The sequence below is a fragment of the Nocardioides sp. T2.26MG-1 genome, assembly GCF_950101795.1.
Classification (GTDB): domain Bacteria; phylum Actinomycetota; class Actinomycetes; order Propionibacteriales; family Nocardioidaceae; genus Nocardioides.
The window spans coordinates 583883-608750 of record NZ_CATNLZ010000001.1 but is presented as its reverse complement, the minus strand read 5'-3'; the positions used below and the strand labels follow the sequence as shown (position 1 = coordinate 608750).

At 73.3% G+C, this 24868-nt stretch carries 26 protein-coding genes and 1 tRNA gene; 17 read left to right on the top strand and 10 right to left on the bottom strand.

What is annotated here, in order from left to right; genetic code table 11:
* Nucleotides 1-28: 28 nt before the first annotated feature.
* From QQZ14_RS03005 to QQZ14_RS02955, 11 genes are all read left to right on the top strand, one after another.
* Nucleotides 29-439: an L-rhamnose mutarotase gene (locus QQZ14_RS03005; RefSeq protein ID WP_284532681.1), complete on the top strand. Its 411-nt coding sequence runs from the start codon at nt 29-31 to the stop codon at nt 437-439.
* Between the two features lie 6 nt (nt 440-445).
* Nucleotides 446-1609 (top strand): L-rhamnose isomerase, encoded by a 1164-nt coding sequence (rhaI, locus tag QQZ14_RS03000; RefSeq protein WP_284532680.1) that lies wholly within the window; start codon nt 446-448, stop codon nt 1607-1609.
* 3 nt (nt 1610-1612) lie between these two features.
* A complete protein-coding gene (locus QQZ14_RS02995) occupies nt 1613-3655 on the top strand; it encodes a bifunctional aldolase/short-chain dehydrogenase (RefSeq protein ID WP_284532679.1) in 2043 nt (680 codons plus the stop codon).
* Nucleotides 3652-5139 (top strand): rhamnulokinase, encoded by a 1488-nt coding sequence (locus tag QQZ14_RS02990; RefSeq protein ID WP_284532678.1) that lies wholly within the window; start codon nt 3652-3654, stop codon nt 5137-5139. Before QQZ14_RS02995 ends, QQZ14_RS02990 begins: the two co-directional genes overlap by 4 nt.
* Before the next feature lie 8 nt (nt 5140-5147).
* Entirely contained in the window at nt 5148-5876 is a 729-nt protein-coding gene (locus tag QQZ14_RS02985) for a (Fe-S)-binding protein (RefSeq protein WP_284532677.1), read from the top strand.
* On the top strand, nt 5873-7324 hold the full coding sequence (locus tag QQZ14_RS02980) for a lactate utilization protein B (RefSeq protein ID WP_284532676.1): 1452 nt from the start codon (nt 5873-5875) through the stop codon (nt 7322-7324). The genes QQZ14_RS02985 and QQZ14_RS02980 overlap by 4 nt, the downstream gene beginning before the upstream one ends.
* Nucleotides 7317-7916 (top strand): LutC/YkgG family protein, encoded by a 600-nt coding sequence (locus QQZ14_RS02975; protein WP_284532675.1) that lies wholly within the window; start codon nt 7317-7319, stop codon nt 7914-7916. Before QQZ14_RS02980 ends, QQZ14_RS02975 begins: the two co-directional genes overlap by 8 nt.
* 50 nt (nt 7917-7966) lie before the next feature.
* Nucleotides 7967-9856 (top strand): CocE/NonD family hydrolase, encoded by a 1890-nt coding sequence (locus QQZ14_RS02970; RefSeq protein WP_284532674.1) that lies wholly within the window; start codon nt 7967-7969, stop codon nt 9854-9856.
* Nucleotides 9857-9893: 37 nt separating this feature from the next.
* The gene (locus tag QQZ14_RS02965; RefSeq protein WP_284532673.1) at nt 9894-10475 is read left to right on the top strand and encodes a TIGR03086 family metal-binding protein; all 582 of its coding nucleotides are present in this window, start codon (nt 9894-9896) and stop codon (nt 10473-10475) included.
* Nucleotides 10476-10517: 42 nt separating this feature from the next.
* Nucleotides 10518-10607, top strand: a tRNA-Ser gene (locus QQZ14_RS02960).
* 168 nt (nt 10608-10775) lie between these two features.
* Entirely contained in the window at nt 10776-11045 is a 270-nt protein-coding gene (locus QQZ14_RS02955) for a dsRBD fold-containing protein (protein ID WP_284532672.1), read from the top strand.
* A gap of 87 nt (nt 11046-11132) precedes the next feature.
* Here QQZ14_RS02955 and QQZ14_RS02950 read toward each other — a convergent pair whose 3' ends face one another.
* Nucleotides 11133-11336, bottom strand: a complete 204-nt coding sequence (locus tag QQZ14_RS02950; RefSeq protein WP_284532671.1) for a DUF1918 domain-containing protein — start codon at nt 11334-11336, stop codon at nt 11133-11135.
* 130 nt (nt 11337-11466) lie between these two features.
* The gene (locus QQZ14_RS02945; RefSeq protein WP_284533074.1) at nt 11467-11673 is read right to left on the bottom strand and encodes a DUF1918 domain-containing protein; all 207 of its coding nucleotides are present in this window, start codon (nt 11671-11673) and stop codon (nt 11467-11469) included.
* Nucleotides 11674-11959: 286 nt separating this feature from the next.
* On the opposite strand from QQZ14_RS02945, the gene QQZ14_RS02940 reads away from it, so the two are divergent.
* The 3 genes from QQZ14_RS02940 to QQZ14_RS02930 are packed head-to-tail and all read left to right on the top strand — an operon-like array spanning nt 11960 to nt 13516.
* On the top strand, nt 11960-12184 hold the full coding sequence (locus QQZ14_RS02940; protein ID WP_284532670.1) for a hypothetical protein: 225 nt from the start codon (nt 11960-11962) through the stop codon (nt 12182-12184).
* 19 nt (nt 12185-12203) lie between these two features.
* Nucleotides 12204-12746, top strand: a complete 543-nt coding sequence (locus QQZ14_RS02935; RefSeq protein WP_284532669.1) for a gamma carbonic anhydrase family protein — start codon at nt 12204-12206, stop codon at nt 12744-12746.
* Nucleotides 12743-13516, top strand: coding sequence for a crotonase/enoyl-CoA hydratase family protein (locus QQZ14_RS02930; protein ID WP_284532668.1), 774 nt, complete (start codon nt 12743-12745; stop codon nt 13514-13516). Before QQZ14_RS02935 ends, QQZ14_RS02930 begins: the two co-directional genes overlap by 4 nt.
* A gap of 127 nt (nt 13517-13643) precedes the next feature.
* On the opposite strand, the gene QQZ14_RS02925 is transcribed toward QQZ14_RS02930, so the two are convergent.
* Entirely contained in the window at nt 13644-14009 is a 366-nt protein-coding gene (locus tag QQZ14_RS02925; RefSeq protein ID WP_284532667.1) for a hypothetical protein, read from the bottom strand.
* A 171-nt stretch (nt 14010-14180) separates the two neighbouring features.
* Here QQZ14_RS02925 and QQZ14_RS02920 point away from each other — a divergent pair, with 171 nt between their 5' ends.
* Together QQZ14_RS02920 and QQZ14_RS02915 are read left to right on the top strand one after the other, a co-directional pair.
* Complete coding sequence (locus tag QQZ14_RS02920) at nt 14181-15059, top strand: AAA family ATPase (RefSeq protein ID WP_284532666.1); 879 nt, start codon at nt 14181-14183, stop codon at nt 15057-15059.
* Nucleotides 15060-15069: 10 nt separating this feature from the next.
* The gene (locus tag QQZ14_RS02915; protein WP_284532665.1) at nt 15070-16440 is read left to right on the top strand and encodes a vWA domain-containing protein; all 1371 of its coding nucleotides are present in this window, start codon (nt 15070-15072) and stop codon (nt 16438-16440) included.
* Here the strand turns inward: QQZ14_RS02915 and QQZ14_RS02910 are convergent, their stop codons facing one another.
* From QQZ14_RS02910 to QQZ14_RS02880, 7 genes are all read right to left on the bottom strand, one after another.
* The gene (locus tag QQZ14_RS02910) at nt 16441-17727 is read right to left on the bottom strand and encodes a hypothetical protein (RefSeq protein ID WP_284532664.1); all 1287 of its coding nucleotides are present in this window, start codon (nt 17725-17727) and stop codon (nt 16441-16443) included.
* Nucleotides 17724-18662, bottom strand: coding sequence for a hypothetical protein (locus tag QQZ14_RS02905; protein WP_284532663.1), 939 nt, complete (start codon nt 18660-18662; stop codon nt 17724-17726). Before QQZ14_RS02905 ends, QQZ14_RS02910 begins: the two co-directional genes overlap by 4 nt.
* Nucleotide 18663: 1 nt before the next feature.
* Nucleotides 18664-19080: a hypothetical protein gene (locus QQZ14_RS02900; RefSeq protein ID WP_284532662.1), complete on the bottom strand. Its 417-nt coding sequence runs from the start codon at nt 19078-19080 to the stop codon at nt 18664-18666.
* Nucleotides 19081-19160: 80 nt separating this feature from the next.
* Nucleotides 19161-20573, bottom strand: coding sequence for a hypothetical protein (locus tag QQZ14_RS02895; RefSeq protein WP_284532661.1), 1413 nt, complete (start codon nt 20571-20573; stop codon nt 19161-19163).
* Nucleotides 20570-21022, bottom strand: a complete 453-nt coding sequence (locus tag QQZ14_RS02890; protein ID WP_284532660.1) for a hypothetical protein — start codon at nt 21020-21022, stop codon at nt 20570-20572. The genes QQZ14_RS02895 and QQZ14_RS02890 overlap by 4 nt, the downstream gene beginning before the upstream one ends.
* 72 nt (nt 21023-21094) lie before the next feature.
* Nucleotides 21095-22273, bottom strand: coding sequence for a pyridoxal phosphate-dependent aminotransferase (locus tag QQZ14_RS02885; protein WP_284532659.1), 1179 nt, complete (start codon nt 22271-22273; stop codon nt 21095-21097).
* 28 nt (nt 22274-22301) lie between these two features.
* Nucleotides 22302-23786 carry an FAD-binding protein gene (locus tag QQZ14_RS02880; RefSeq protein WP_284532658.1) on the bottom strand — a complete coding sequence of 495 codons (1485 nt, stop codon included), beginning with the start codon at nt 23784-23786 and terminating at the stop codon, nt 22302-22304.
* Nucleotides 23787-23824: 38 nt separating this feature from the next.
* Here QQZ14_RS02880 and QQZ14_RS02875 point away from each other — a divergent pair, with 38 nt between their 5' ends.
* Nucleotides 23825-24796: a redoxin domain-containing protein gene (locus QQZ14_RS02875; RefSeq protein ID WP_446740472.1), complete on the top strand. Its 972-nt coding sequence runs from the start codon at nt 23825-23827 to the stop codon at nt 24794-24796.
* Nucleotides 24797-24868 lie beyond the last annotated feature (72 nt).

The window sequence follows — 24868 nt, the reverse complement described above, 5'->3', positions numbered from 1 at the left end:
GCCAGCTGCCCGAGAGAGGAGCGGACCGATGCCCCGTGCGTGTTTCCAGCTCCAGGTCCGACCCGACCGGGTCGCCGAGTACAAGACGCGCCACGCCGCGGTGTGGCCGGACATGCTCCGTGCGCTCCACCGGACCGGCTGGCACAACTACTCGCTCTTCCTCCGCGAGGACGGACTGCTGATCGGCTACGTCGAGACGACCGGGTCGATCGCGGAGGCACAGGCCGCGATGGCCCGCACCGAGGTGAACGCCCGGTGGCAGGCCGAGATGGCGGAGTTCTTCATCGGCATCGACGGCCGCGCACCCGACGAGGGCTTCCTGCTCCTCGAGGAGGTCTTCCACCTGGAGGACCAGCTCGACGCACTGCCGGACGACCGGCCCCCCGATCCCGCTGCGGACCCCGCAGCAGCACCCGCAGCAGACGACGCAGAGAAGTGATGTGAGATGAAGACGTTCAGCGAGATCGCTCCTCTGCTCGAGGCGCAGGCGATCGAGGTCCCATCGTGGGCCTACGGCAACTCCGGGACCCGGTTCAAGGTGTTCGGCACACCCGGGACGCCCCGCACCGTCGAGGAGAAGGTCGCGGACGCCGCGACCGTGCACCGGTTCACGGGGCTCGCGCCCTCGGTCGCCCTGCACATTCCGTGGGACCTGGTGGACGACTTCGGCGCGCTTCGCCGTTACGCCGAGGACCTCGGCATCCGGCTCGGCACGATCAACTCCAACACGTTCCAGGACGACGACTACAAGCTCGGGGCGCTCACGCACACCGACAAGCGGATCCGGCAGAAGGCGATCGACCACCACCTCGCCTGCATCGACGTCATGCACGCCACGGGCTCGAGGGACCTGAAGATCTGGCTCGCCGAGGGCTCCAACTACCCGGGCCAGGCCGACATCCGCGGGCGCCAGGACCGCCTGGCGGAGAGCCTGCGCACGATCTACGACCGGCTCTCCGACGACCAGCGGCTGGTGCTGGAGTACAAGTTCTTCGAGCCGGCGTTCTATCACACCGACGTCCCGGACTGGGGCACGTCGTACGTCCACGTGGCCGCGCTCGGCGAGCGTGCGATGGTCTGCCTCGACACCGGGCACCACGCCCCGGGCACCAACATCGAGTTCATCGTCGCCCAGTTGATCCGGCTGGGGAAGCTCGGGTCCTTCGACTTCAACAGCCGCTTCTACGCCGACGACGACCTGATCGTCGGGGCGGCCGACCCGTTCCAGCTGTTCCGGATCCTCTTCGAATGCATCCGTGGAGGCGCGTTCGGCCCGGACAGCGAGGTGGCCTACATGCTCGACCAGTGCCACAACATCGAGAAGAAGATCCCGGGCCAGATCCGCTCGGTGCTCAACGTCCAGGAGATGACCGCGCGAGCGCTGCTCGTCGACACCGACGCGCTGACCACGGCGCAGGAGGAGGGCGACGTCCTGCTGGCCAACGAGATCCTCATGGACGCCTTCTACACCGACGTACGCGCCGACCTCGCCGTCTGGCGCGAGGATCGGGGGCTGCCCGCCAACCCGATGCGGGCCTACCTCGAGAGCGGCCACCAGGAGCAGATCGAGGCGGACCGCATCGGCGGCACGCAGGCAGGATGGAGCTGACCCATGAGTGACACGACCACCACCGCGAGCGAGCTGATCGCCCGGTCCAACCGGCTCGGCGCCGACCCGAAGAACACCAACTACGCCGGCGGCAACACCTCCGCCAAGGGCACCGAGACCGACCCGGTCACCGGCGAGCCGGTCGAGCTGCTCTGGGTCAAGGGCTCCGGCGGCGACCTCGGCACGCTGAAGGAGTCCGGCCTCGCCGTGCTCCGGCTCGACCGGATGCGTGCGCTGGTCGAGGTCTACCCGGGTGTCGCCCGCGAGGACGAGATGGTCGCGGCGTTCGACTACTGCCTGCATGGCAAGGGCGGCGCGGCTCCCTCGATCGACACCGCGATGCACGGTCTCGTGGACGCCGCACACGTCGACCACCTGCACCCCGACTCCGGCATCGCGATCGCGACCGCTGCCGACGGCGAGACGCTGACCAAGGAGATCTTCGGCGACAAGGTCGTGTGGGTGCCCTGGCGCCGCCCGGGCTTCCAGCTCGGCCTCGACATCGCCGCCATCAAGGAGCAGCACCCCCAGGCGATCGGCTGCATCCTCGGCGGCCACGGCATCACCGCCTGGGGCGAGACATCCGAGAGGTGCGAGAAGAACTCGCTGTGGATGATCCGCACGGCCGAGAGGTACATCAAGGCGAACTCGAAGAAGCAGCCGTTCGGTGCCCGCGTGAAGAGATGGGAGCCGCTGAGCCCCGCCAAGCGTCGTGCCCGCGCCGCCGAGATCGCCCCGCTGCTGCGCGGCGTCGCGTCCCGGGACCGGCCGATGGTCGGCCACTTCACCGACGACAAGGTCGTGCTCGACTTCCTCGCCGGCCGCCACCACCCGCGCCTGGCCGAGCTCGGCACCTCCTGCCCCGACCACTTCCTGCGCACCAAGGTGAAGCCGATGGTCCTGGACCTCCCGGCCGACGCGCCGCTGGACAAGGTCAAGGCCCGCGTCGCCGAGATCCACGAGGCCTACCGCGCCGACTACGCCGGCTACTACGAGCGCAACAAGGTCAAGGGATCGCCCGCGATGCGCGGTGCCGACCCGCTGGTCATCCTGGTGCCCGGAGTCGGCATGTTCTCCTACGGCGCGAACAAGCAGACCGCCCGCGTGGCCGGCGAGTTCTACATCAACGCGATCAACGTGATGCGCGGGGCGGAGGGGCTCTCGACGTACGCCCCGATCGACGAGTCGGAGAAGTTCCGCATCGAGTACTGGGCGCTGGAGGAGGCCAAGCTCCAGCGGATGCCGAAGCCGAAGCCGCTGGCCACCCGCGTCGCGCTGGTCACCGGCGCTGCGTCGGGCATCGGTCGGGCGACCGCCGAGAAGCTCGCCGCCGAGGGCGCCTGTGTCGTGATCGCCGACCTGTCGTTGGAGAAGGCGCAGGAGGCTGCGGCGTCGATCGGCTCGGCCGACGTCGCTGTGGGGGTGCAGGTCGACGTCTCCGACGCCGCAGCGGTACGGGCCATGGTCGATGCAGCCGTGCTGGCGTTCGGCGGGGTCGACCTCGTGGTCAACAACGCCGGGCTCTCGTTGTCGCGCTCTCTGCTCGAGACCACCGAGCGAGACTGGGACCTCCAGCACGACGTGATGGCCAAGGGCTCGTTCCTGGTCTCCCAGGCGGCCGCGAAGGTGATGATCGAGCAGAGGATGGGCGGCGACATCGTCTACATCTCCTCGAAGAACGCCGTCTTCGCCGGCCCCAACAACGTGGCGTACGGGGCGGCCAAGGCCGACCAGGCACACCAGGTGCGGCTGCTGGCCGCCGAGCTCGGCGAGCACGGCATCAAGGTCAACGGCGTCAACCCGGACGGCGTCGTCCAGGGCTCCGGCATCTTCGCCAGCGGCTGGGGCGCCAACCGGGCCGCGGTCTACGGCGTGAAGGAGAAGGACCTCGGCAAGTTCTACGCCCAGCGCACGATCCTCAAGCGCGAGGTGCTCCCCGAGAACATCGCCAACGCGGTCTTCGTGCTCTGCTCCGCAGAGCTCAGCCACACCACCGGTCTGCACGTCCCGGTCGACGCGGGCGTCGCGGCGGCGTTCCTGCGATGACCGGTCTCGAGGCGGAGCCCGTCCGCGTCGCCGCGGTCGACCTCGGCGCGACCAGCGGTCGCGTCATGGCCTGCCGTGTCGGTGCCGACCGGCTCGACCTCGAGGAGCTGCACCGGTTCCCCAACGCGGCGGTTCCGGTTCGCGGCGCGCTGTTCTGGGACGTGCTCGGCATCCACCGCGAGGTGCTCGCCGGCGTCCGTCGGGTCAGCGGCACCGGGCGCCTGAACGGCATCGGCATCGACTCCTGGGCCGTCGACTACGGCCTGCTGGACCGCGACGGGCACCTGCTCGCGAACCCGCGCAGCCATCGGGACCGTCGTACCGAGGGCGTGCCGGCCAGAGTGCGTGAGCAGGTGCCCGACGCCGAGCTGTACGACGTGACCGGACTCCAGCAGCTGCCGTTCAACACCATCTACCAACTGGCGTCCGAGCTGGGCACGCCCGTGCTGGAGTCGGCCGAGACGCTCCTGCTGCTCCCTGACCTGCTGGCGTACTGGCTCACCGGTGAGGTGGGGGCCGAGCGGACGAACGCGTCCACCACGGGCCTGTACGACGTCAGGACCCGAGCATGGTCGCTGGAGCTGGCCAAGCGGATCGGCCTGCCCTGGTCGGTGCTGCCGCCGTTGCGGGAGCCGGGCGAGCGTATCGGCCCGGTGTCGGAGGACGTGGGCCGGCAGCTCGGGGCGCCGGGGGTGCCGGTCATCGCCGTGGGATCGCACGACACCGCATCGGCGGTGGTGGCGGTCCCAGCGGAGGCCGAGTCGTTCGCCTACATCTCGTCGGGCACCTGGTCCCTGGTCGGCCTCGAGCTCGAGGAGCCCGTGCTGACCGAGGACGCCCGGACCGCGAACTTCACCAACGAGACCGGGATCGACGGGACCATCCGGTTCCTCAAGAACGTGATGGGCCTCTGGGTCCTCTCCGAGTCGCTGCGGACCTGGGCCGATCTGCGACTGCGTGACCTCACGCTGCCGTCACTGCTCGCCGGCGCCGCCGAGTCGCCCGGACTCCGGACGGTCGTCGACATCAACGATCCGAACTTCCTCACACCGGGTGACCTACCGGCGCGGATCCAGCAGCTCGCCGACCGGACGGGCGAGGTCGTGCCGCAGGACCCGGTGTCGATCACCCGGACGATCCTCGACAGTCTTGCCCTCGCCTACCGCCGCAACATCCGGCTCGCGGCCTCCCTCGCCGGGCGCCCGGTGGACGTCGTGCACGTCGTGGGCGGCGGCTCGCAGAACGAGCTGCTGTGCCAGCTGACCGCCGATGCGCTCGGACTCCCCGTGCTGGCCGGGCCCGCGGAGGCTGCCGCCCTGGGCAACGGACTCGTCCAGGCCCGCGCCCTGGGCGTGGACCTCCCCGACCTGGCCGCGATGCGATCGCTGGTCCGACGTACCCACGCCATCCGGCGCTACGAGCCCCGATCCGGCCTCGACTGGGACGCGGCTGAGCGCCGCCTCGCGACTCGCCCGGAGGCATGATGAGCGGCATGCGGGTCGCGCTGATGGTCACGTGCATCAACGACGCGATCTATCCCGACACGGGGAGGGCAGTCGTGACGCTGCTGCGCCGCCTCGGTGTCGAGGTCGACTTTCCTCCTGCGCAGACCTGCTGCGCGCAGCCGATGGTCAACACCGGGTATCTCGACGAGGCGGTGCCGGTGGTGCGGACCTTCGTCGACGCCTTCGCCGGGTACGACGCCGTGGTGACCCCGTCCGGATCCTGCGCCGGCTCCGCGCGGCACCAGCACTCGATCGTCGCGCGCCGGTCCGGCGACGCCGGACTCGTCACCGCGGTGAGCGAGCTCGCGCCCCGGGTCCACGAGCTCTCGGAGTTCCTCGTCGACGTCCTCGGCGTCACCGACGTCGGCGCCTACTACCCGCACACGGTGACCTACCACCCCACCTGCCACTCGCTGCGGATGCTCGGCGTGGGCGACCGCCCCCGGCAGCTCCTCGACCATGTCCGCGGCCTCACGCTGGTCGAGCTGCCGAAGGCCGAGGAGTGCTGCGGCTTCGGGGGCACCTTCGCGGTCAAGAACGCCGACACCTCGATCGCGATGGGCACCGACAAGGCGCGGCACGTACGTGAGACCGGCGCCGAGGTCGTGGTCGCCGGTGACAACTCCTGCCTGACGCACATCGGCGGCGTGCTGTCGCGCCAGCGCGCCGGCGTACGCACCGTGCACCTCGCCGAGATCCTGGCGGCCACAGAATGAGCGGCACCTTCGTCGGGATGCCGAAGTTCCCGGTCGCGGCGCGCGCCGCACTCGGGGACGCGCAGCTGCGGCACAACCTCGCGCACGCCACGGCCACGATCCGCGCGAAGCGGCAGCGCCTGGTCGACGAGGTCAACGCCAACTGCGACTGGGAGGCGCTGCGGCTCGCCGGCGCGGGCGTCAAGGAGTCCGCGCTGCGCTCGCTCGACGAGCACCTGGTCCGGCTCGAGGAGACGCTGACCGCGAACGGCGCGACCGTGCACTGGGCCCGCGACGCGGCCGAGGCCAACGCGATCGTCGCGACGGTCGCGCGGCGGCACGGCGTCGACGAGGTCGTCAAGGTCAAGTCGATGGTCACCCAGGAGATCGGCCTGAACGAGGCGCTCGCCGCCGAGGGCATCGCGGCCTGGGAGACCGACCTCGCCGAGCTGATCGTGCAGCTCGGCGACGACCTGCCCTCGCACATCCTGGTGCCGGCGATCCACCGCAACCGCGCCGAGATCCGCGAGATCTTCCTCGCCGAGATGGGCCGGGCCGGGCGGCCGGCTCCCGCCGGGCTCACTGACGAGCCGCGGGTGCTCGCTGCGGCGGCACGTGCCCACCTACGGGAGAAGTTCCTGCGGGCCAAGGTCGCGGTGTCCGGCGCCAACTTCGCGGTCGCCGAGACCGGCACCTTGGTGGTCGTCGAGTCCGAGGGCAACGGCCGGATGTGCCTGACCCTGCCCGAGGTGCTGGTCTCGGTGGTCGGCATCGAGAAGGTCGTCTCGACCTGGGACCAGCTCGACCCGATGCTGCGTCTGCTGCCGCGATCGTCGACCGGTGAGCGGATGAACCCCTACACCTCGACCTGGTCGGGGGTGACCCCCGGCGACGGCCCGCAGGAGGTGCACGTCGTGCTCCTCGACAACGGCCGCACCAACGCGCTCGCCGACGAGGTCGGCCGCCAGGCGCTGCGCTGCATCCGCTGCTCGGCCTGCCTCAACGTGTGCCCGGTCTACGAGCGGGTCGGCGGCCACGCCTATGGGTCGGTCTACCCCGGTCCGATCGGGGCGATCCTCAACCCGCTGCTCAAGGGCGTCGGCCAGGACAAGCAGACCGACTCGCTGCCCTACGCCTCGTCGCTGTGCGGCGCGTGCTTCGAGGTGTGCCCGGTGCGCATCGACATCCCCTCGGTCCTCGTCGACCTGCGCGCGCAGGTCGTCGACGCCCACCGGGGCGGGGTTCCCTCGGCCGAGGCGCTCGCGTTCAAGGGCGCCGCTGTGGCGCTGTCGGACGCGCGCAAGCTCGGCCTCGGCGAGCGCCTCGCCGGCCCAGGCCTGCGGCTCGCGCGCCGGGCCGGCGTAATCCCCGGGCTGAGCCGTTGGGCCTCCGCCCGCGACCTGCCACCCGGCCCGCGCGAGTCGTTCCGGGCCTGGTGGAAGCGCACCGACGGAGGTCGCGATGAGTGAGCGGACGACTGCCCGAGACGAGATCCTCGGCCGGATCCGCGCGGCGCTGGACGGCGTTGAGGCGGGGTACGACGTCCCGCCGGCGCCGCGGATCGCGCCGCTCGCCGACGTGGTCGCGCACTTCGCCGAGCGGGTCGCCGACTACCGCGCCGTGGTGGAGCGCTGCTCGGCGGCCGACCTGGCCGACCGGGTCGCGGCCGCTCTGCCGGGTGGTGCGCGTGTCGTCGTACCGCCCGGGCTGGGCGTCGAGGTGCCCGGCGCGACGGTCGACGACGGGCTGTCCGCGGCCGAGCTCGACGGCTACGACGCCGTGGTGACCGAGGCGCGGGTCGGCATCGCCGAGACCGGCACCATCGTGCTGGACCACGGCCCCGGCCAGGGCCGGCGGGCGATCACGTTGGTGCCCGACCTGCACGTCTGCGTCGTGCGGGCTGACCAGGTGGTCGCCGACGTGCCAGACGCGCTGCCGCTGCTCGACCCGGGCCGGCCGCACACCTGGATCAGCGGCCCGTCGGCGACCAGCGACATCGAGCTCGACCGGGTCGAGGGCGTTCACGGCCCCCGGACCCTTGTCGTGCTGCTCGTGCAGTGACGCACGTCACGCGGGGGTGACCGGCGGCCGGAGGAGTCGTTGGACCCGGCATGACCCGGATCCGCAGGCTCAGCTGCCGTCTCGCCGCCGTCCTCGTCGCCGGGGCCCTGGTGGGTCCGGCGCCCGCGATCTCGTCCATGATGCCGCGCGCGCACGGCGCGCCGGCAATCTCGGCTGAGCGGGGTGTGTGGACTCCGCGGCCCGAGATCTACCCCTCGACGGTGACCCGCACGGACCTCGCGATCCCGATGTCCGACGGCACCGTGCTGCGCGGCGACCTGGTGCTCCCGGCGCGCGCCGACGGCACGCCGGTGCGCCGGCGGCTGCCGGTGATCGTGACGATCACGGCGTACAACAAGGCGTCCGGCGCCGTCAGCGGCGGTCTGACCGGTGGCAGCCCGAACTACCTCGTGCAGCGGGGCTACGCGCAGCTCACCGTCGACGCCCGCGGCACCGGCAGCTCCGAGGGGCAGTGGGCGGCGTTCAGCCGCCGAGAGGACAAGGACGCCGGCGAGATCGTCGAGTGGGCGCACTCACGCATGCGGCCGTGGAGCGACGGCCGGGTGGGCATGAGCGGCCCGTCGTACCTCGGCATGAGCCAGATCTTCGCCGCCGGCGCCCGCCCGAAGGGGCTCAAGGCGATCTTCCCGCAAGTCCCGGCCGCAGACGTCTACCGCGACGTCGTCGCCTCGGGCGGCCAGATCGACGTGGGCTTCATCCCGCTGTGGCTGGGCCTGGTGACCGGCACCGGCGTGCTCCCGCCGGCGGTCACCGCGACCGACCCGCAGTCGGGGTTCGGCGCGTTCGTGGACCACCTGACCGCAGCCGCGACGTTCACCATCCCGCTGATGCTGAAGGCGCTCACCGGGGGCGAGGAGGCGTACGACGGGAGGTTCTACCGCGACCGCTCGCCGGACCGGGTGATCGGCCGGGTGCAGGTGCCGACGTTCCTGGTCGGCGGGGAGTTCGACATCTTCCAGCGCGGCACCCCGCTGCTCTTCGAGAACCTCGAGCGGCGGGGCGTGCCGGTGAAGATGATCATCGGCCCGTGGAACCACCTCGAGGGCTCCTCGGCCGCCGACATCGACCAGGCCGGCTACGGCTCGCTCAGCGAGCTGCAGCTGCGGTGGTTCGACCGGTACGTGCGCGGCGTCCCCGACCGGGCGCTCGACTCCGACATCCCGCCGATCACCTACTACGAGCAGGGCAGCGGCCGCTGGACGCGCGCGCGGCAGTGGATGGGCGACCAGCACGCCGAGACCTTCCGGCTCTCGGGCTCCGCGACCGCGGGTGGCGGCATCGGCGTCCTGACGCAGGGCGCGGCCGTCGACGGCCGTGCGATCGTGCCGCCGGTGCCGGTCTCCGGGCTGTGCACCCGCTCGACCGCGCAGTGGATGGCCGGGCTGCCCTCGACCGTGCTCGACGGGCTGCCCTGCTGGGAGGACAACGCGCCCAACGACAACACCGGGGTCGTCTTCCAGACCGAGCCGCTCACCGCGCCGCTGCGCCTGCGCGGCCCGATCAACGCCCGGCTCTACACCTCCACCCCGTCCGGCGACGGCATGCTCTCGGTGTCGGTCTCCGATGTCGCACCCGACGGCAGGGTCACCCGGCTGACCGGCGGCTGGCAGGTCATCTCGCACCGAGCGCTCGACCGGGACCGCACTCGCTACCTCGACGGTTCGGTGATCCAGCCGTTCCACCTGTTCACGCGCGCGGCGAAGAAGTCGCTCCCACCCGGGGAGGTCGCGCCCGTCGATGTCGAGGTGTTCCCGACGGCCGCGCGGCTCGCCCCGGGGCACCGGCTGCGGATCGCGATCCAGGCCTTCGATGTGCCGCACCTGCTGCCCACGGTGCCGGACCTGCCGGCCACGCTGACGCCGCTCACCGTGCGCACCGGGCCGCTGTGGCCGTCGGTGCTGACGGTCCCCGCTCTCTGAGCGATGAGTACGCCGTGCGGCGCCGGTCGGTCCTGGCATGGACACCATCGACTTCCGACCGGCGACCGCGGCGGTGGCCGCGCTCGTGCGCGGGGTGCGGGACGACCAGCTGGCTGACCCGACCCCCTGCCCGGCGTACACGGTCGCCGACCTCCTCGACCACCTCAACGGCCTCTCGCTCGCCTTCACGCTGTCGGCTCGCAAGGAGCCGCTGCCCGGCGACGGGGCGCCGGACGTCGACGGCTCGCGGCTGGCCGAGGGCTGGCGTGAGGAGCTGAGCGGGCGGCTGCACGCGCTTGCCGAGGCGTGGCGCGACCCCGCGGCGTACGACGGCACCACCCAGGCCGGCCCGTTCGAGATGCCCGCCGGCATCGCGGCGCTGGTCGCGCTCGACGAGGTCGTCGTGCACGGCTGGGACCTCGCCCGCGCGACCGGCCAGCCCTACGCGCCCGGGGTGGAGGCCGTGCTCGCCAGCCTCGCCTTCGCCGAGGGCTTCGAGGCGCCGGCCGGGGCCGCCGGCGGCGGGCCGTTCGGGCCGCCGGTGCCGGTCCCACCCGGTGCTCCCGCTCTGGACCGGCTCGCCGGAGCGACCGGCCGCGACCCGGCCTGGACCCCCTGACGGATTTCGTCGCCACCGGGCCGCTCCGGTACTCTCTCCGGCGGTGGCGTGTCCGAGCGGCCTAAGGAGAACGCCTCGAAAGCGTTTGTGGGTGCAAGCCCACCGAGGGTTCAAATCCCTCCGCCACCGCCATGGGAACGGCCCCCGATCCGCACTGCGGATCGGGGGCCGTTCTCGTCCGCGGTGCGTGTCATCAGGTGAACCGCCCTGACGTCCCCCCGCGCTCGTGACCTTGGCCTCTGGTGGACCGGACCGTCCCGGTGCCTCGCTGGGAGGAGACGACGACACCGAGGAGGGACCATGCACACCACGACCTGGTCGGTGGAGATCTTCATCGGGGAGCACGACGGCAAGACGCGCGCCGAGGCGCGCCTCTCGACCGAGCTCTCCGCGGTCACGCTCACCGGATGGGGCATCGCCCGGCTGAACCCGGCCGACCCGGAGGTGCCCGAGATCGGCAGCGAGCTGGCGGCCGCGCGAGCGCTGGCCGACCTCGCGCACCAGCTGCTCGAGACCGCCGCCGTCGACATCGGCGCGGTCACCCGCAAGCCGGTGCACCTGACCCACTGACGTCCGACCGGGCGCGGCCCGCCCGGTCGGATACGCCGTCCCGTCCGCTCACGCAGCGGCCGGGACGGCGCCCAGTTCGGCCTCGATTCAGTCCGTGTCCTCGTGCCCCAGGTGCTGGACCTCGGCATCGGGTCCGGGGTAGGTGAGGGACTCGTGGCCGCTGTCGGCCCAGCGGACGACGTACGGCGGTGCGCCGTCGGGACCGCGCACGTCGACGATCTCTCCGTCGCGGAGCGGCTCACCGACGTGGTTGCCGTGGATGACGAGACGGTCGCCCTTGGTCGCGTGCATGGTGGCTCCTTCCCAGACCGGTAATGGTCTGACGGTAGAAGGTCGCCGGCAGCACCGGAAGAGGCCTGTGACCTCCGGGAGGTGAGACCTTCGCCCCGGCCGGTCGCACTCGGCCGCGGTGGCTGCCAGGTCAGTCCATGCTGGGGGCGTGCACGAAGTGCTGGATCCAGGTCTCCGGACCCGGGTAGGTCAGCGACACGTGGCCGTCGTCGGTCCAGCGGACGAGGTACGGCGGCGCCCCGTCGTCACCGCGGACGGCGATGATCTCGCCGTCGCGCAACGGCTCGCCGGCGCGGTTGCCCTGGACGAGCAACCGGTCGCCCTTGATCGCGTACATGCTCACGTCCCTCTCGTGGTCAGTCCTTTGTCGACGTTAGGAGGCGCGGTCGGTGGCCGGGAGGGCCGGGGGCCCCCGAGATAGGAGACCTTCGCCCCTGCACCACAGGGCCTCCGGCGAGGTGTGATGGGACCACGGCGAGAGGAGCCGACACAGGAATCGGACCGCGGGAACCAGGCGCAAGCCCGGGCACCGGTCCCGACCATGGCCGTGTCATACGGCGGGGCTCCTCTCGCCGTTACTCGTGCCCGTTCCCTTCCCGCCGCGGGCGACGGATGATCGAACCGTGCGCACGCAGCAGGAGCGGGACGAGCAGACGCTCGACATCGTCGCGGCGGTGTTCGGCGCGGCCCTGCTCTGGGGCCTGCCGGTGCTGGTGCTCGCGGTGCTCGTGGCCGCCACGAACGTGGACGTCGACGTGCCGGCCGCGGCCGAGAGCATCTTCGCCGTCCTGATCGGAGCCCTCTATGCGGCGACCGTCGTGGTGGTGCTGCGCCGGCGGACGCGCTGAACCGTGTGGAATGGGCCCCATGGTCTCCTTCGAGTTCGAGGGCAAGCGCCCGACCGTCCACCCCGAGGCGTTCGTCGCCCCGACCGCCACGCTGATCGGCGACGTGACCGTCGAGCGCGGTGCCAGCGTCTGGTACGGCGCGGTGCTGCGCGCCGACATCTGCACGATCGTGGTCCGCGAGGGGGCGAACGTGCAGGACAACTCCGTGCTCCACGCTGCGCCCGGCGAGACCCTGGTGATCGGCCGCGACGCCACCATCGGCCACGGGTGCGTCGTGCACTGCCGCGAGGTCGGCGAGCAGGCGCTCGTCGGCAACGGCTCGACACTCCTCGACCGGGCGGTCGTCGGGCCGCGGACGCTGGTCGCCGCGGGCTCCGTGGTGACGCCGGGCACCGAGCTGCCCGGAGGCATGGTGGCCGCCGGCGTACCCGCCCGGCCCACGAAGCCCATCGAGGGCACGTCGTCGGAGTTCTGGGTCGAGCAGAACCCGCCGTACTACCGCGAGCTCGCGCAGCGGCACGCGGCAGGCATCGTCGAGGTCTCCGGGACGGTCGAGTCGTGAGCGTCCGGGTGGAGGTCGACGGTGCGGTGACCACCGTGGTGCTGGACCGTCCCGAGGCCCGCAACGCCGTCGACGGCCCGACCGCCGCGGCGCTGGCCTCGGCGTTCCGGGCGTTCGACGCGGACGACACGCAGAGCGTCGCGGTGCTGTACGGCGACGGCGGCACGTTCTGCGCGGGCGCCGACCTCAAGGCGATCGGCACCGAGCGCGGCAACCAGGTCGCCGAGCCCATCGAGGGAGCCGACGGCCCGATGGGGCCGACCCGGATGCGCCTCTCCAAGCCCGTCATCGCCGCGATCGAGGGGTACGCCGTCGCCGGCGGCCTCGAGCTGGCGCTGTGGTGCGACCTGCGGGTGGCGGCGGGCGACGCGGTGCTGGGCGTGTTCTGCCGGCGCTGGGGCGTGCCGCTGATCGACGGGGGCACGGTGCGGCTGCCGCGGCTGATCGGCACGAGCCGTGCGATGGACCTGGTCCTCACCGGCCGGCCCGTGGACGCGTGGGAGGCCGAGCGGATGGGCCTGGTCAACCGGGTGGTGCCGGTCGGGCAGGCCCGGGTCGAGGCCGAGGCGCTGGCCCGCTCGCTGGCGGCGCTGCCCCAGGAGTGCCTGCGCCAGGACCGGCTCTCGCTGCTCGAGCAGGACGGCCTCAGCGAGGAGGACGCGATGGCCGGTGAGCTGCGGCACGGCCTGGTGTCGCTGGCGGCCGGGGCGCTCGACGGCGCGGCGCGGTTCGCCGGCGGCGAGGGCCGGCACGGGTCGGCCCCGTCGTAGCGCCCGCTGAGGCGCCGCCTCAACGGCACCACCGGTCACACCTGGCAGCCGGAACCCGCACGACACGCCGATGGGCCCCGGCGTGTCGTGCGGGGATCGGCTGCCAGCAGCCGAACCCCGCAAGCGCCTACCGCACCGGCGGGTCGTCGAGGCAGACCGCCACCAGCGTGGCCGCGCCGTGGCGGGTGTAGACCCGCCAGCCGGTGTCGAAGTCCACGAACCGGAGCGCGCCGCGGGCGGAGCGGACCACGGCCGAGACCGGCTGCCGGCCGTCGTCGAAGCCGGTGGGCGAGCAGTGGTGCCGCGCGAGCTTGCGCGCCACGGGGCCGGGCTGGGCGGCGAGCTGCTGGTCGACGTCCACGGGAGCCGAGCTCCGCTGCCCCACGGCCGCGCCGGGGCCGCTGCCGAGGGCCAGCACGGCCAGCACGGCGACGACCGCGAGCTTGACCGCACCGCACGCAAGGCGCACGCGACCAGGGAGTCGGTGGGGCATGGGTCTCGCTCCTCCTGTGCCGTTCCTCCGCGCCTGTCCCCCCAGGACCCGCGCGTCCCTCTCCCAGATCGACAACGAGGAGGACCGGTCGAGGTGACGCGACCGCGGGCCCAGGTCGCCTGGGTCACACCCCACCGGCGGGGAGCGTCGTTGTGCGCGAGGATGTCGCGCATGCCGCAGCCGAACTCGTGGTTCGCCACGCCTGCCGACGCCGCTGCCCGCCTCGCCGCGTCCGGCTACCTCGCCGACGAGGCGACCGCCACGACGGCGTACCTCGCGGGGGCGCTGGAGAAGCCGCTGCTGGTGGAGGGTCCGGCGGGCGTCGGCAAGACCGAGCTGGCCAAGGCCGTGGCGCGGGTGACCGGAGCCGACCTCGTGCGGCTGCAGTGCTACGAGGGCCTCGACGAGGCGCGGGCGCTCTACGAGTGGAACTACAAGAAGCAGCTGCTGCGGATCCAGTCGAGCCAGGGCACCGACCAGGCGTGGTCGGAGACCCACGACGACATCTTCACCGACGAGTTCCTGCTGACCCGGCCGCTGCTGACCGCGATCCGGCGGGAGGAGCCGACGGTGCTGCTCATCGACGAGGTCGACAAAACCGACGTCGAGGTGGAGGGGCTGCTGCTCGAGGTGCTCTCCGACTTCCAGGTCACGATCCCCGAGCTGGGCACGGTCAGCGCCGTACGCCGCCCGTTCGTCGTGCTCACCTCCAACGCCACCCGCGAGCTGTCGGAGGCCGTCAAGCGGCGCTGCCTGTACCTGCACCTCGACTACCCCGACGCCGAGCGGGAGCGCGAGATCGTGTCCTCGCAGGTCCCCGACCTCGAGGAGCGGGTCGCGGCCCAGCTGGTCGCAACGATCACCCGGCTGCGCGACCTCGACCTCAAGAAGGCGCCGTCGATCGCGGAGTCCGTCGACTGGGCGCGCACGCTGGTGGCGCTCGAGATCGGCGACCTCGACGACCGGGCGATCGCCGACACCCTGGGCGTCGTCCTCAAGCACGCGTCCGACCAGGCGCGCGCCGTCAAGGAGCTACGGCTCCGGGCATGAGCGTGCCGTCATGAGTCTCGTCGACCGCCACATCCAGTTCCTGGAGGCCCTGCGGGGCGCCGGGCTGTCGGTGTCGCTCGCCGAGGACCTCGACGCGATCCGGGCGCTGCGGGCCCTGGAGTGGGACGACCGCGCGACGGTACGGGCGGGGTACGCCGCCACGCTGGTCAAGAAGCAGTCGCAGCGGCCCACGTTCGACGCCCTGTTCGACCTCTACTTCCCGCGGATGGTGGGCGACGGGGCGGCCGCGGCGACCCGGGAGCAGGACCCCGAGGGCGGCGTCCGCGACAACGCCGAGGCGCTGTCCGGCTTCCGCGACCAGGTCGTCGACGCCCTGGCCGAGGGCGACCGGCAGGCGATGGTCGAGCTGGCGGCGGACATGGTCGCGCGCTTCGGCGCGATGCCGGGCCGCGGTCCGGGCCTGTCGTCGTGGTCGGCGTACACCGCCCTGCAGCGGGTCGCGCCCGCCGAGCTGACCGACCGGATCGTCGCGGCTCTGCTCGCCGCGGGCCGGCCCGAGGACGACGGGCGCCGCGAGGCCGCGCGCCGGATCGGCTCGTTCACCACGCTGGTCGAGGCCGACGCACGGCGCCGGATCGCCGAGGAGAAGGGGCCCGACCACGTCGCCGGCGTCGCGGTCCGCCCCACCATCGACCGGCTCGACTTCACCGCCGCGCGCAAGGCGGATCTCGAGGAGATGCGGCGCGAGATCTACCCGCTGGCCCGACGCCTGGCCACCCGCCTCACCCAGGAGCACCACGCCCGCCGACGGGGACCGCTCGACTTCCGGCGCACCGTCCGCGCGTCGATGTCGACCGGCGGTGTCCCGATGATCACCCACCACAAGCCCAAGCGGCCGCACCGCACGGAGCTCGTGGTGCTCTGCGACGTGAGCGGTTCGGTCGCGAACTTCGCGCAGTTCACGCTGCTGCTCGTCTACGCCCTGCGCGACCAGTTCGAGAAGGTACGGGCGTTCACGTTCATCGACCACGTCCACGAGGTCACGCCGTACTTCACTCCCGGCGCCGACCCCGCCGACGTGATGGCCGACCTCGCCGCGAGCACCGCGCACGCGGCGCTGTGGGGCCGCACCAACTACGGCCGCGCGCTGGCGAAGTTCGAGGTGAACCACGCCGACGCGCTCGGCCCGAAGTCGTCGCTGCTGATCCTCGGGGACGCCCGCTCCAACTACAGCGACCTCAACCTCGACGTGCTGAAGCGGCTCGCGGGCTCGGCCCGGCACGCCTGGTGGCTCAACCCGGAGCACCGCCGGCACTGGGACACCGGCGACTCCGCCGCGACGAGGTACGGCGACATCGTGCCGATGGTGGAGTGTCGCAACCTCACCCAGCTCGGCGAGCTGGTGCACGACATCTTGTAGCTACCCGAGGAAGCCCAGCTCTCGGATCCGGTCGATCTCGGCCTGCAGCTCGGGGTGTGGCGCGGCGTCGGCCGCGCGGCCACCGACGAGGTAGCCGGCGGAGCCGGTGGCGCCCTCGCCGTCGAAGACGACGGTGAGCCGGTTGTCGGCGTCGGCGTTGACCAGCGAGCCCAGCAGCGCCACCGGGTCGGAGCGGTCCTCCAGCGAGAGCACGCGGGTCGGGCCCGGGACCCGCGGCACCAGCGCCGACGGCGCCCCGGCGGTGACGACCTGGTCGACGACGAAGCCGGCCGGCACGATGCCGGCCGCGATGTCCACCGCCGTCACGCCCCCTTGGGCGCAGCCGACCAGCATCACGTGCGCCGGCTCGTCGGCCCGCGGCAGCGCCGCCTCGATGGCCTGGATCGCGCGCTCGGCGTACGTCAGGTGGTCGCCGCCGGCCAGGAGCAGCCGTCCCCCGGCACCGACGTGCGGCCCGGGGAGGAACGCGACGTAGCGCGCGGGCGCGACCTCGTGCACGCAGACCGAGTCGGGCGCCGAGGTCAGCGCCGTCATCAGGTCCTCGAGACCGGCCAGTCGGCGTCCGTGATCGGTGTCGATCGATGCCGCGTGCGGCGGCCCCGCGGGAGCGGTGACCAGGCCGCCCGCGACGTCACGGAGCGCCGAGCCGAGGTCCGTGGCGAACGGCTCGGCGCCCGCGGCCCGCAGTCCGCCGCGAGCGGCAGCGGGGCCGGAGTCGCCTGCGAGGAAGCTCGCCGTCAGCAGCGAGCGCATCTGCAGGCCGTCGAGGAGACCACCGCCGCCGGCGACGTGGTCCAAGAGCTCGGGGTTGTGCCGGGCGAGCTCGTCGAGGTACGCCGCGACCTCGTCGCGGTCGAGCGCGTCGGTCTCGATCAGCCCCGCGGAGACGATCGCGCCACCGAGGGCGACCTCGGGTGCGAGGTAGCCGACGGCACGGCCCGCGATCGAGCCGAGCGTGCGGTAGGCGGCGTCCTGGAGCTCGTCGATCCAGCGGTAGGTGAGGACGGTGGCGCGCACGACCAGCGCGTCGGCGTCCAGCTCGACCGACCGCCCGAGCAGGCCGCGCTGTCCGGTGGTCGCCGCCCGCACGTGCTCGTCGACCCGTCCGAACGTGGTCGGCGACAGTGGCGCCGACTCCGCGACCCCGGGGTCGCGGAGGACCTGTTCGCCGAGCGCGGCGCGGCTGCGCATCTCGGCGCCGGCGCCGTCGAACAGGTCGGCGAGCCGCAGCAGCGAGTCGTAGCGGTCGGTCCGCTCGGGCGTCATCGCTGCACCCCCGCGACCTCGGCGAGCACCGGCGCGAGCTCGCGCGCGAGGTCTCCGGGCGCGACCCGTTCGACCACGACCCGGTCGACGCCGTCGGCCCGGCGAGGCCGCAGCACCCGCCAGCCGTCGGCGACCAGGACCCACGAGACGACCCCGACCACGGTCGTCACGTCGCCGGAGACGTCGGCGACCAGCGCGCGGAGCCGGCCGCACGACTCGTCGGCCAGGGCGCCGAGCAGCGTGACGACCTCGAGGTCGGGGACCGCGCGCCCCGCACCGTCGCGGGCCCGGCCGGTGTGCTCGGCGGCCAGCACCGAGAGCAGGTCGGAGCGGTGCCCGCGGACCGCCTCACCGGCGGCGTCGAGCAGTGCGTAGGGGAGGTCGACGTGGCCGGGCACCCCGGACTCCCGGGTCCCGTGGTCCTCGGGGAGTACGGCGACCCGGGACAGCTCGTCGACCCACCGGTGCACCGGGAACCACGCCAGCTCGAACACGAGGCCGTCCACGCTCGCCAGGCTGGCGACCGCGCCGGCTCGCTGCCGGTGCCAGGCGCGTGCCCGGGCGCCGCCCGCAGCCACCTCGACGTCGACCGCGACCGCCGGCTTCGCGAGCAGCCCGACGGCACCGAGCAGCCCCTCGTCGACGACCGTGTCGACCAGCAGGCCCCGGCGGGCCAGCGAGGCGCGCGGCTCGTGCAGCGCGGCCAGCGCGGCGGCGTACGCCTCGGCCTCGGTGCCGGTCGCGGGGTCGCCGCCGAGCCGGCCGGCGAGCGTCGGGTCGGCGCCGGCCGGGACCGTCTCGAACGGCAGCGGGGCGCCCCCCGCCTGCTCGGCGACGTAGCGCAGCTCGGGGAGGGTGAGGGTGAGCCGCCGCGGCATCTCGTCGAGCGCTCCGGCGGCCGGTGGGGGCGGGGTGCTGAGGTCGATGGTCGCCATGTCAGGGTCCGGGCAGCTCGGCGCCGGGCAGCTCGGCGCCGGGCAGCTCGGCGCGGGGGAGCTCGACCGTGAGCCAGTCGTGGTGGCCCGGGGGCGGCGCCGTGAACCCGCCCGGCACCCGGCCCTCGGCGAGGAGGTGGTCCGCGTGCCGCTCCGCGCCCGCGATCGCGTCCTTGAGCTGGTCGACCTCGAGCAGGTGCGACTCCAGCGAGTCGGCCGCGTCGTCGTGGTGGGACGCCAGCTCGCGCAGGAGGGCCGCCCGGTCGCGGATCCGCTCAGCGAGCGCGTCGGCGGCGCGGCCGGTCCATCCGGCCGCCTCGGTCTGGGCGACCAGCCGGTCGGCCATCGCGCGCAGGTCGACGCCCTGGTCGCGCAGCTGTGCCGCTCGTCTGCGCATCACGTCGGTGTCGCCGTACACGAGCCACCTTCCCTGGAGTCGTCGCCGGGTGGTCCTCGCCCGCCTTCCCCGAATGCCGGGGTGCGAAACGCGGGAGGAGGTCACGGCTGCCGGACGATCTGGAAGACCTGCGCCTCGGTGGTCGCGCCACCGGCGCCCAGGAAGCCGTGGGCGTGCAGGCTGGCGAGCTGCTCCCGCACGGACGGGTCCGCCGACGCGTCGGCCGCCGCCGCTCCGGCGACGTAGTGGTGGTAGTCGTGGGCGTCGAGGATGCCGGTGGGCTCGTCGTCGAAGGTGACCGTGGCCTGCTCGACAGAGTCGGGGTTGTCCGCGCCGTCGAGCAGCGGTACGACGTCGCCGTGGTGCTCGAGGGAGAGCAGGTGGCTGCCGGCCGGGAACCCGTCGACCTGCGCGGTGGGCGACCCGGCGGTGACGACGTTGGTGACGTTGAACCCGTCGCCGCCCCGGCCGAGGATCGCGGCCGCCTCCATGCCGCCGAGGGAGTGGCCGACCAGCAGCACCGGGTCGTGCGGCCCGATGCCGGCCTGCACCATCGCCTGGAGGATGCCCTGCTGGTAGACCGTCTGGTGGCCCGCCGCCGATGCCAGGTCGCTGGCCGAGTCCCGGGTGTCGTCGTCCTGGGTCCACGGCAGGGTGGCGATGTCGTCGGTGCCGGGCAGGTAGACGATGTGCCGGACGTGGTCGGTGCCGGCGTCGAGGGTCTGGATCTCGATGGTGCCGTTGAGCGGCGAGTCGGGGTCGGGCGAGAGGTCGGCGACGTCGTGGAGGTGCGAGATCAGCCCCGCCAGGTCGCCGGGCTGGGCGTCGGGGCCGCCGCGGACGCCGGGCAGCCCGGTCACCGCGGCGTGGCCGGCGGGGCCGTAGAGCAGCGCGAGCAGGCCCGCCCCGGCAGCGGCGTCGGGGACGACCAGCGGCAGGCCCACGGGGCCGCCCGGGGCCAGCGGGGTGGTGCCGTCCCAGAGACCCTCGAGCACCCCGCCGCCGCCGTTCGCGGCGTGCTGGACGACGCCGGGGTGGGCGACGACCCAGTCCTCGAGCGCGTGCCAGACGCCGGGCGGGACCAGCGGCAGCGTCGTGGCGAGCAGCGGCACCAGGCCGGGCGCGGTCGCGCCGAGCGTGAAGCCGACCGACCGGCCGACCGCGTGGTCCACCTGGTCGACCGCCGCCCGGACGAGCGCGTCGGCGGTCTCGAGCGCCGCCACCGCGGCGCGCACGGCGACCGCGTCGACCTCCCAGCCGCACGACTCCACCAGCACCCCGTCGGGCCCGGTGGTCGCGGCCAGCACCGCGGCCTCGGCCTCCGCGAAGGTCAGCGGCGCGAGGATCGCGGACTCCGCCAGGTCGGGGTCGGTCATCGTCTCGGCACCGAGCGCGGCCCAGCCGCGCAGCCGGCTGCCGGCCGCGTCGTAGGTGTCGGCAAGCTCCCGGACGGCGGCGTACGTCGCGGCCAGCCCGGCGGACCCGCCGGTGACGGAGACGATGTCGGCGCTCATGACCGGCCCAGCCCCGGGAGGTCGACGCTCAGCCACGCACGGCTGCCGGGCGGGGGCGGGACGAAGCCGGCCGGTCCGCCGGGGACCAGGTCCCGCAGGCCGTGGACCGCTCCGTGGATCGCCCCGCCGACCAGGCCGCCGACCCCGTCGGCGGCCTCGGCGAGCAGGTGGTGCACCTTCCTCTCGATGGCCGCGATCAGGTCCTTGAGCCGGTCCACCTCCCGGGCGTGCCGGTCGAGGGCGTCGGCGGCGTCGTCGTGGAGCGCGGCGGTGCGCCGCAGTGCCGCGGCGCGGACCCGGGCCTGCTCGCGCATCGCGTCGGCGGCGAGGCCCTGCCACGGGACCTGCTCGGCCCGGGTCGCGAGCATGGTCGCCTCGCCGCGGATCTCGTCGCCGCGCTCGCGCAGCCGGGCCGCGAGCGCTCGGATCGTCGTGGTGTCGCCGTACATCTGGTGCCCCCTTCCTGCTGGCCCCGGGTGGGGTCACAGGGAGGGTCGCCGGGCGGCGGCTGTGGAGAAACCTCAGCGGTCGAGCACTGTGGACAGCCGCTCGAGGGCCTGCTCGATCTCGGCTCCCGGGCCGGCGAAGCTGAGCCGGATGTAGCGCGGCCCGTCGACGGTGTCGAAGTCGACGCCGGGGGCGACCGCGACGCCGGTGCGGGCGAGCAGCTCGTGCGCGAACCGCATCGTGTCGTCGGTGAGGTGGCCGACGTCGGCGTACACGTAGAACGCGCCGTCCGCGGGCGCGAGGTCGGTGATCCCCAGCTTCGGCAGGCCGTCGAGGAGGATCCGGCGGTTGTCGCCGTAGCGTGCGACGTGGCCGTCGAGCTCGGCGTACGACGCGTCGTCGAACGCCGCGAGGCACGCGCGCTGCGCGATCACCGGCGGGCAGATCGTGAAGTTGCCGGTGAGCACGTCGACTGCCCGGCGCAGTCGGTCGGGGGCGAGCATCCAGCCGATCCGCCAGCCGGTCATCGAGAAGTACTTGGAGAAGCTCGAGAACACGACTGCCTCGCGGCTGGTCTCCCAGGCGCTGCGGGCCATGCGGTCGCCGCCGGTGAGCGGGGCGTACTCGATGCCGTGGTAGATCTCGTCGCTGATCAGCTGGATCTGCCGGTCCTCGCAGTACGCCGCCAGCGCGGCCAGCTCGCTCGGCAGCAGCATCGTGCCCGTGGGGTTGGCGGGACTGGCGACGACGAGGCCCTTGATGTCGTCGAGCTCGGACAGCTGGTCGACCGTGGGCTGGAAGCGGGTCTCGGGGCCGGTCGGGATCTCCACGACCTCGCAGCCCAGCGCAGTCAGCACGTTGCGGTAGCAGGGGTAGCCCGGACGCGCCATCGCGACCCGGTCGCCGACCCCGAAGGCCGCGAGGAACGCCAGCAGGAACCCGCCGCTGCTGCCGGTCGTCACCACCACCTGCTCGGGGTCGACGTCGATGCCGTGCATCCGCCGGTGGTGGCCGGCGATCGCCTGGCGCAGCTCGAGGATCCCGGCCGACGGCGTGTAGCCCAGCGGGTCACCGGAGTCGAGCAGCCGCTTGGCCTCCTCGCGCACCGGCACCGGCGCGCCGGTCATCGGCTGCCCGGCCAGCAGGTTCAGCATGTCGCCGTGCGTGCGCTGCCGCGCCGCTGCCGCCGCCAGCAGGTCCATCACGTGGAACGGCGGCACGTTGGCCCTCGAAGCGACTGCGAACCTGCTCACGGGCCCGACCTTACGGCCCGGTCCAGTTTCATCGGCCGGCCGACGAAACTCGCGCAGCGTGCCGACCAGCCCGCCGGCCGAAGAACGACCCCTCACCGAGCTGGGTGCCGGAGCAGTAGCCCTTGCCGTCCTGGGCGAGGTTGGAGGCGCAGGCGCCGGCGGCGTAGAGGCCGGGGACGACCGAGCCGTCGGGGCGCTGGGCCTCACCGTCGACCGTGACCCGGATGCCGCCGAGCGTGAAGCCGGCGTACATCGCCTTGCCGAGCCGCAGGTCGAACACCGCCCACGGCCCGATGCGCTGGGGTGCGAGCCACTCAGGTGCCTTGTGGAAGTCGACGTCCTCGCCGGCGTCGGCGAGCTCGTTGTAGCGCTCGAGCGTCTTGACCACCGAGCCGGCCGGGAGGCCGAGCGCGTCCTCGAGCTCGGTGATCGTCTCGAAGCCGTCGATGAGCGGCACGAGCGGGAACTTCGGGTACTCCACGTGCTCGCTGTCGACAATGAGGTACGCCGCGGAGTCCGGCTGCTCCATCACGAACTGCGAGGTGCGCGAGTGGTAGCCGTCCTCGTTGCAGAACCGCTCCCCGTGCTGGTTGACCACGAAGCCCGTGATCAGTGCCGCCGGCGGGTAGAACGGCGCGGTGATGAACGGCTCGTCCATGTGCTTGAGCTCGGCGCCGACCGAGGCGCCGAGCCGGATGCCGAGGCCGTCGTCGTACGTCGACCCCAGCGTGAACGGCTTCTCGGCGAGCCGGGGGGTGTAGGCCGCGACCATGTCGGGGTTCATCACGAAGCCGCCGGCCGCGATCACGACCGCCCCGGCGGCGACGTACCCGGTCTCGTCGAACGACTTCCAGGCCAGCCCGACGACCGCGCCCTCCCCGGACACCACGAGGTTGGTGGCGCCGGTCTCGTAGCGCACCTCGACCCCGGCCTCCTCGACCCGGGCCCGCAGCAGGTCCATCACCATCTTGGTGCCCTCGGTGTCGCCGGGCACCGGCACCTTGTGGCCGCGCGGCGCCGGCCGCGCCTGGTCCTGGTAGGGCCACACCTTCTCGTTGCCGGTGTACATCAGGCCCTCGGTGCCGGGCTGGATCACGGCCTTCTCGGGGTAGTAGGAGCGCTCGAACTCGAAGCCCAGCGCCTCCAGCCACCCGAAGTGCTCGACCGACCCCTCGCAGTAGGCCCGGATCTTGTCGTGCTCGGGCTCCTTGGAGACCGCGACGAGGTACTTGTACATCTCCTCGGGCGAGTCCTCGTGCCCGGTGGCCTGCTGCACCGCGGTGCCGCCGCCGAGGTAGAAGTGCCCGCCGGACATGCTCGACGTGCCGCCGTGCACGGCGGCCCTCTCCAGCAGCAGCACCCGCGCGCCGGCCCGGGCCGCCTCGAGCGCGGCGCAGCCGCCGGCGATCCCGAAGCCGACGACGACGACGTCGTACGCCGACGCGCCGGCCAGGACGTCGGCGGTCAGGACGTCGGCGGTCAGGACGTCGGGGATCTCGGTGCCTCTGCTCATGGCGCCAAATCTAGAACAAGTTCCACTTCCGTGCGATCCTGTCCGTCGTGGCGACCCTCATCGACGTCGACGGTACCGAGCGCGAGGTCGCCGCGGAGCTCACCGACGAGGCGCTCGCGGGCGTGCTCGGGTGGACGCTCAAGCCGGAGGGCCTGTGCCGCGACGACACCTGCGTCCCCCTGCTCGGCCGCTCGGTGCCCGAGGCGTTGGGCCTCCTCGTGGCCCGCGACGGCGACGTCGTGGCGCTCGCCCCGTCGGCCGAGGCGCACCGCACCGAGCTCGCAGGCGGCCGGGCGCCGTCGCTGACCCTCAACGACGTCGACGGCCACCCGGTCTCCTTCGACCAGCACTCGGGGCACAAGCGGGTGCTGGTGACCTGGGCCTCCTGGTGCGGCTGCCGGCACGAGCTCGGCGGCTGGCAGCGGCTCCAGGAGGAGCTGGCGGACGCCGGGCTGCGGCTGTTCTCGGTGGCGCTCGACGCCGACCCGGAGGATGCCCGGCCCTGGATCGAGCAGGCCGCCCCCACGTACCCCGTCGCCGTCGACACCGCCCACGTGACCGCGGAGCGGTACGGCATCACCAACGTCCCGTCGGTCGTGTGGGTCGACGAGCACGACCGGATCGTGAAGCCGCCGACGATCGCCCCCGGGGACGACCAGTTCGTGGAGTTCACGCAGATCGAGAGCGCCCGCCACCACGACCTGCTGCGGGCCTGGGTGCGGGACGGCACCCTCCCCGAGGTGCCCGACAGAGCGGCTGCCGAGCGCACCGACGACGAGCAGCTCGCGCTCGCCCACCGCCGGATCGCGGCGCACCACCAGCGCGCCGGGCGCACCGACGCCGCCAAGACCCAGCTCGCGCTCGCGCAGGACCTGGCGCCCTGGGACTGGACCGTGCGGCGCGGCGGCATCGCGATGACCGGCGGGGACCCGTTCCTGGGGGAGGAGTTCACCTCGTTCTGGGAGGAGTGGGACGCCTCGGGCCGGCCGGGCTACACCCCCACCGGCTGACCCTTCCTCCGGCCGGAGTCGGACCGGGCGCACCGATAGACTGCGCACCCGCGCCCCGACGATCGCCGAGGT

Coding starts and splice junctions, on each gene's coding strand:
- QQZ14_RS03005 (WP_284532681.1), top strand. CDS start 29: ATGCCCCGTGCGTGTTTCCAGCTCCAGGTCCGACCCGACCGGGTCGCC.
- rhaI (WP_284532680.1), top strand. CDS start 446: ATGAAGACGTTCAGCGAGATCGCTCCTCTGCTCGAGGCGCAGGCGATC.
- QQZ14_RS02955 (WP_284532672.1), top strand. CDS start 10,776: ATGCACACCACGACCTGGTCGGTGGAGATCTTCATCGGGGAGCACGAC.
- QQZ14_RS02990 (WP_284532678.1), top strand. CDS start 3,652: ATGACCGGTCTCGAGGCGGAGCCCGTCCGCGTCGCCGCGGTCGACCTC.
- QQZ14_RS02895 (WP_284532661.1), bottom strand. CDS start 20,573: ATGAGCGCCGACATCGTCTCCGTCACCGGCGGGTCCGCCGGGCTGGCC.
- QQZ14_RS02910 (WP_284532664.1), bottom strand. CDS start 17,727: ATGACGCCCGAGCGGACCGACCGCTACGACTCGCTGCTGCGGCTCGCC.
- QQZ14_RS02925 (WP_284532667.1), bottom strand. CDS start 14,009: ATGCCCCACCGACTCCCTGGTCGCGTGCGCCTTGCGTGCGGTGCGGTC.
- QQZ14_RS02880 (WP_284532658.1), bottom strand. CDS start 23,786: ATGAGCAGAGGCACCGAGATCCCCGACGTCCTGACCGCCGACGTCCTG.
- QQZ14_RS02935 (WP_284532669.1), top strand. CDS start 12,204: ATGGTCTCCTTCGAGTTCGAGGGCAAGCGCCCGACCGTCCACCCCGAG.
- QQZ14_RS02975 (WP_284532675.1), top strand. CDS start 7,317: ATGAGTGAGCGGACGACTGCCCGAGACGAGATCCTCGGCCGGATCCGC.
- QQZ14_RS02950 (WP_284532671.1), bottom strand. CDS start 11,336: ATGCACGCGACCAAGGGCGACCGTCTCGTCATCCACGGCAACCACGTC.
- QQZ14_RS02920 (WP_284532666.1), top strand. CDS start 14,181: ATGCCGCAGCCGAACTCGTGGTTCGCCACGCCTGCCGACGCCGCTGCC.
- QQZ14_RS02980 (WP_284532676.1), top strand. CDS start 5,873: ATGAGCGGCACCTTCGTCGGGATGCCGAAGTTCCCGGTCGCGGCGCGC.
- QQZ14_RS02905 (WP_284532663.1), bottom strand. CDS start 18,662: ATGGCGACCATCGACCTCAGCACCCCGCCCCCACCGGCCGCCGGAGCG.
- QQZ14_RS02985 (WP_284532677.1), top strand. CDS start 5,148: ATGCGGGTCGCGCTGATGGTCACGTGCATCAACGACGCGATCTATCCC.
- QQZ14_RS02995 (WP_284532679.1), top strand. CDS start 1,613: ATGAGTGACACGACCACCACCGCGAGCGAGCTGATCGCCCGGTCCAAC.
- QQZ14_RS02970 (WP_284532674.1), top strand. CDS start 7,967: ATGACCCGGATCCGCAGGCTCAGCTGCCGTCTCGCCGCCGTCCTCGTC.
- QQZ14_RS02915 (WP_284532665.1), top strand. CDS start 15,070: ATGAGTCTCGTCGACCGCCACATCCAGTTCCTGGAGGCCCTGCGGGGC.
- QQZ14_RS02965 (WP_284532673.1), top strand. CDS start 9,894: ATGGACACCATCGACTTCCGACCGGCGACCGCGGCGGTGGCCGCGCTC.
- QQZ14_RS02945 (WP_284533074.1), bottom strand. CDS start 11,673: ATGTACGCGATCAAGGGCGACCGGTTGCTCGTCCAGGGCAACCGCGCC.
- QQZ14_RS02890 (WP_284532660.1), bottom strand. CDS start 21,022: ATGTACGGCGACACCACGACGATCCGAGCGCTCGCGGCCCGGCTGCGC.